This window comes from Aeromicrobium sp. REDSEA-S32_B7 (assembly GCF_001626145.1).
Classification (GTDB): Bacteria; Actinomycetota; Actinomycetes; order Propionibacteriales; family Nocardioidaceae; genus Aeromicrobium; species Aeromicrobium erythreum.
Window position 1 is genome coordinate 1 of record NZ_LUNF01000071.1, and the last position, 4,303, is coordinate 4,303.

Annotated in this window: 3 protein-coding genes; all 3 read right to left on the reverse strand. The window is 74.1% G+C overall.

Annotation, left to right across the window (positions count from 1 at the left end; translation table 11 throughout):
- Nucleotides 1-387, reverse strand: a 387-nt coding sequence (locus A6Q79_RS05515; RefSeq protein ID WP_317696970.1) for a hypothetical protein, incomplete at its 3' end; no start/stop codon positions are given.
- Nucleotides 388-483: 96 nt separating this feature from the next.
- The gene (gene recD, locus A6Q79_RS05520) at nucleotides 484-2,301 is read right to left on the reverse strand and encodes an exodeoxyribonuclease V subunit alpha (RefSeq protein ID WP_286691088.1); all 1,818 of its coding nucleotides are present in this window, start codon (nucleotides 2,299-2,301) and stop codon (nucleotides 484-486) included.
- On the reverse strand, nucleotides 2,298-4,303 hold a 2,006-nt coding region (locus A6Q79_RS05525), incomplete at its 5' end, for a 3'-5' exonuclease (RefSeq protein WP_317696975.1). The genes recD and A6Q79_RS05525, both read right to left, overlap by 4 nt.

Here is a 4,303-nt window from a genome sequence, read left to right on the forward strand (position 1 = left end):
TGTGTATAAGAGACAGGCCTTGGAGACGGCCTCGTCCTTCAGGTCCTTCGCGGTGTCCTTGACGCTCTCGACGGTGCTGGACAGGTCTCCGTCCGTGGCGTCCTCGACGGTCTCCTTGACCGCCTCGGCCGCGCCGGTGGCCTGGGCGCGGACGGTGCCGACCGTCCCCTTCAGCGAGTCGACGACCTCGTGGCGCTTGTCCTCGTCGCGGACGGCGTGCACGGCGTCCTCGGCGAACGCCTCGGCCTTGTGCACCGCGTCCTGCACGCGCGGATCGGACTGGAAGCGCTCCGCCGCGTCACGCAGCTGCTCGTACCGCTCGCGGCCGGCTCGGGCGCCGAGCACGTAGCCGATGCCGAACGCCAGCGCGTAGACGATCTTCTTCATGGGGTTCCTCCCGACTCGTGGTCCGTGACGACCAGCCTGTCAGGGCTCGCTGCGACCTGCATCCCAGGACGAAGTGGGGCGTGTCGGACCCTGCCCTCACGGAGCGACGATCGCGGCGAGGCGACGGGCGACGCCGCTGGCGCGGGCGGTGCGGCGCTCGACGGCGCGCCGGAGGACCTCGGGGGTGGCGACGATCGTCAGGCTGGTGCGTGCGCGGGTGATCGCGGTGTACAGCAGCTCGCGGCTGAGCACGAGCGAGTCCTCGTCGGGCAGCAGCAGGGTGACGTGGTCGAACTCGCTGCCCTGGCTGCGGTGGACGGTGCTGGCGTAGGCGCTCTGCACCGACGAGAGTCGCGTCGAGGAGACGGTCGTCGTGGAGTCCAGGTGCACGACGAGCCGGTGGCCGTTGTCGAGGGTGACGCCGACGTCGCCGTTGTTGACCCGGAGCGAGGCGTCGTTGCGGGTGACGAGGACGGGGCGGCCGACGCACCAGGGCCGGGCCGGGTCCGGGAAGATGCGCACCTCCCGCTCCAGCCGCTCGTTCCAGTGGCTCACGCCGTACGGACCGTCACGGTGCGCGCAGAGCAGCCGGTGCTCGCCGAGGGCCGCCAGCGCGGTGGGCACGTCGCCCTCGGCTGCGGCGCGGGCCACGGCACGGGCCTGCTGTGCGGGACGTCCGGACACGACATCCTCGACCTCGTCGGGGTGCCGCAGTGACACCCCGTCGACCCCCTCGGCCAGGAGGTCGAGCACGCGGTCCGCGTCGCCCTCGACCACCGCCGAGGCGAGGGCCCCGATGCCACCGTCGAAGCGGTGCGACTGCTGCAGGTGCGTGACGACGGGACTGTCGTCGCCGCCGAGGCCTTCCACCACGTCGCGCAGCACCGCGCCGGCCTCGACGGAGGCGAGCTGCTCGGCGTCACCGACGAGCACCAGCCGACAGCCGGACGGCACGGCCTGCACGAGCCGCTCCATGAGCAGCAACGAGACCATGGACGTCTCGTCGACGACCACGACGTCGTAGGGCAGCTTCTGCCCCGCGTGGTGCCGGAAGGCCGTCCGATGGTCGGGCCGCGAGCCGAGCAGCCGGTGCACCGTGCCCGCCGGCAGCGTGCGCAGCCAGTCGCGCTCCGCCTCGGTGAACACCGGATTGGTCGACGCGGCGGCGACGGCCTCACGCATCCGGGCCGCGGCCTTGCCGGTCGGTGCAGCCAGTCCGACGGCCAGGGGTCGGTCGTGCCCCGTCGCGGCGTGCTGGCTCGCGAGCGCCGCCAGGAGTCGCGCGATGGTGGTGGTCTTGCCCGACCCTGGGCCGCCCGTGAGCACCGTCGTCCACGAGTGCGCGGCACGGGCCGCGGCCGCCCGCTGCTCGGCGAACCCGGGGTCGCCGAACAGACGTCGCAGGTCGGCGTCGAGGGCGGCCCGGTCGACGGGCGGGGGTCGCAGGGCGAGCCGCTCCCCCAGCCGTCGGCACAGCGACACCTCGAGTGCGTGGTAGCGCACCAGGTGCAGCAAGGGACGCTCGACGACGAGGACACGGTCGCGCCCGGACGCCAGCGGGCTGGCGTCGACGCGGACCCACCAGGCGTCGAGGTCGTCGACGTACGTCGGCCACTCGACGTCGGGCGCCTCGAGGCGCAGGTCGTCGAGCACGCCGCCGAGGTCGACGCACGACGACCCGAGGCGGACTCCTCGGACGGCGAGGGCCAGGGCGAGCAGCACCGCCTCGTCGTCCTCGTCCGCCAGTCGGGCGACGGTGCGGGTGACGTGGACGTCGGCGGCGGCCAGGACACCTGCCCGGTTGAGGACGGCCAGGATCGCGTCGCTCTCGACGTCGAGACCCTGGACGACCTGACGGTCGAACGGGTCGCCCGCCGACACCTCGACCGCGGGCGGCGCAGACGTGTCGCTCATCGCGGACCTCCGTCGGTCGGGCTGCCGTCGAGCAGCGCACTGAGGTCGAGCACCAGCGCCGACGGGGGCCGCCACGCGAACACGCCGAACGGGCTCCCGTCGGCACCGCGTGGTCCATCAGGGCCGGTCATGCCTCGCACGAACAGGTAGAGCACCCCGGCCAGGTGCACGTCGGGGTCGTACCCGCGCAGCCGCCACCGCAGGAACCGGTGCTGCGCCACGGCGTACAGCAGGGCCTGCAGCGGGTAGGTCGTGTGCAGCATGGCGTCGGCCAGACGCTCGGGTGCGTACGCCTCCAGGCCGCCGCCGGCCTCGACGAGCGCGCCGCTCTCGAGCCGGTTGGTCTTGTGGTCGACGACGAGCGTACGGTCGCCGTCGAGCCTCAGGAGCAGGTCGATCGAGCCGGTGAGGTAGCCGCGCAGGGTGCGTCCGCGCAGGCTGGCGTCGCGCAGCTCTGCCGCGAAGGGCCGCAGCGGGTCGCCCGACGGCAGGTGCGCCTCCATGAGGTCGGCGACGTCGGCGAGCGTGCCGGTGCGACCTGCCGCCCGGACCGAGTCGCCGCCGGCGAGCGGCAGCTCGAACTCCATCTCCCGGAACGGGCGTCGGCCGAGCGCCTCCGCCAGCGTGAGGTCGTCAGCGAGCGGCCCGAGCGGCGTGCTGAGGGCACCGACGAGCGCCGGTGCGAGCACGTCGACGTCGACGGCGAGCGGACGCGACGCCAGCTCCTCCTCCACCCGCCGGCGGACCTCCGCGTCGAGGTCGTCGGCGCCGACGTCGACGTGCTCGAGCACGCCGTGCACGAGCGTGCCGAGCGCCGCTCCGCCGGCGAGCTCGGCCCATGGCGACGGGCCCAGCACCGGGCTGGCGGCGACGTCGGCGACCACGTCGACCTCGTCGTCCGCGGCGGTCGGCTCCGGCTCGCTCGAGACACTGGGTCCCTCGTCACGCCGGACGAGCGAGGTGTAGGAGGTGCGGGTCCAGACGGTGTCGACGTCGCGACGCAGGTGACGGACCTCGAGTCGTTCCGCCTCTCCGGCCGCGGGTGCCAGCTCGGCGTCGCCCGTGACCATCTGCTCGACGACCGGCCCGCCACGCTCCTGCCACGCACGGAGGCGCGCGACGGCGTCGTGGTCCGACGGCACGGCCTGCACGTCGGGCACCTCGGGCCGTGTCGGGTCGGGCCGGAACAGCAGGCGGTGCAGGGCGCCGTGCCGCGCGTTGAAGGTGGGTGACCAGTGCACGACCAGCCGCGACTGCGCGCGGGTGAGCGCGACGTACAGCAGCCGCAACGACTCCCCCGCGCGCTCGACGTCGGAGCGGCGGGCGTGCGTGGTCCAGGAGGGACCCGCCCCGCCGACGTCGAGACAGCGTCGGCCGTCGTCGTCGTGCAGACGGACGATGCTGGGCTCCGGGACCCATCGGTCGAACAGGAACGGCACGTAGACGACGGGGTACTGCAGACCCTTGCTGACGAACGTGGTGACGATCTGCACGGCGTCGGCGTCGGTGTCGAGGCGATGGGTGCGGTCGGCGGCCGGGGAGGTCTCGCTGCGCCGGTCGAGCAGCCACCGTCGCAGGCCGGACAGGCCGAGTCCGTGCTCGCGTGCGGCGATCGCCAGCACCTGGCCGACGTGCTCGAGGTCGGTGAGTCGACGTCGACCGCCCTGGTGGCGCAGCAGTCGCTCGACCACGGAGGCGTCGGCGGTGAGGGCCTCGACCATGCCGGCGGTGCCGCGCTCGCGCTGCAGGTCGGTGAGGTCGCGCAGCCGGGAGGAGACGCGGTCGGTGAGGGCGTCGCCGTCGTCGGCCGCGAGCTCGGTGGCCGTGAGGCCGAGGAACGGTCCGAGCGCGGCGGCGCGGGTGTAGCCGCTGCGGTGCGGCGCCTCCATGGCGGTCAGCAGCGTGACCCAGTCCTGGCCCGCCCGGCTCTGCAGCACGTCCGCGCCACCGGTGCGCACGGCGGGCACGCCGCGCCGCTCCAGCTCGGCGTGCAACAGCTCGG

What these genes read in the sequence shown, in the direction of transcription:
- recD (WP_286691088.1), bottom strand. Translation starts at nt 2,301, where the DNA reads ATGAGCGACACGTCTGCGCCGCCCGCGGTCGAGGTGTCGGCGGGCGAC.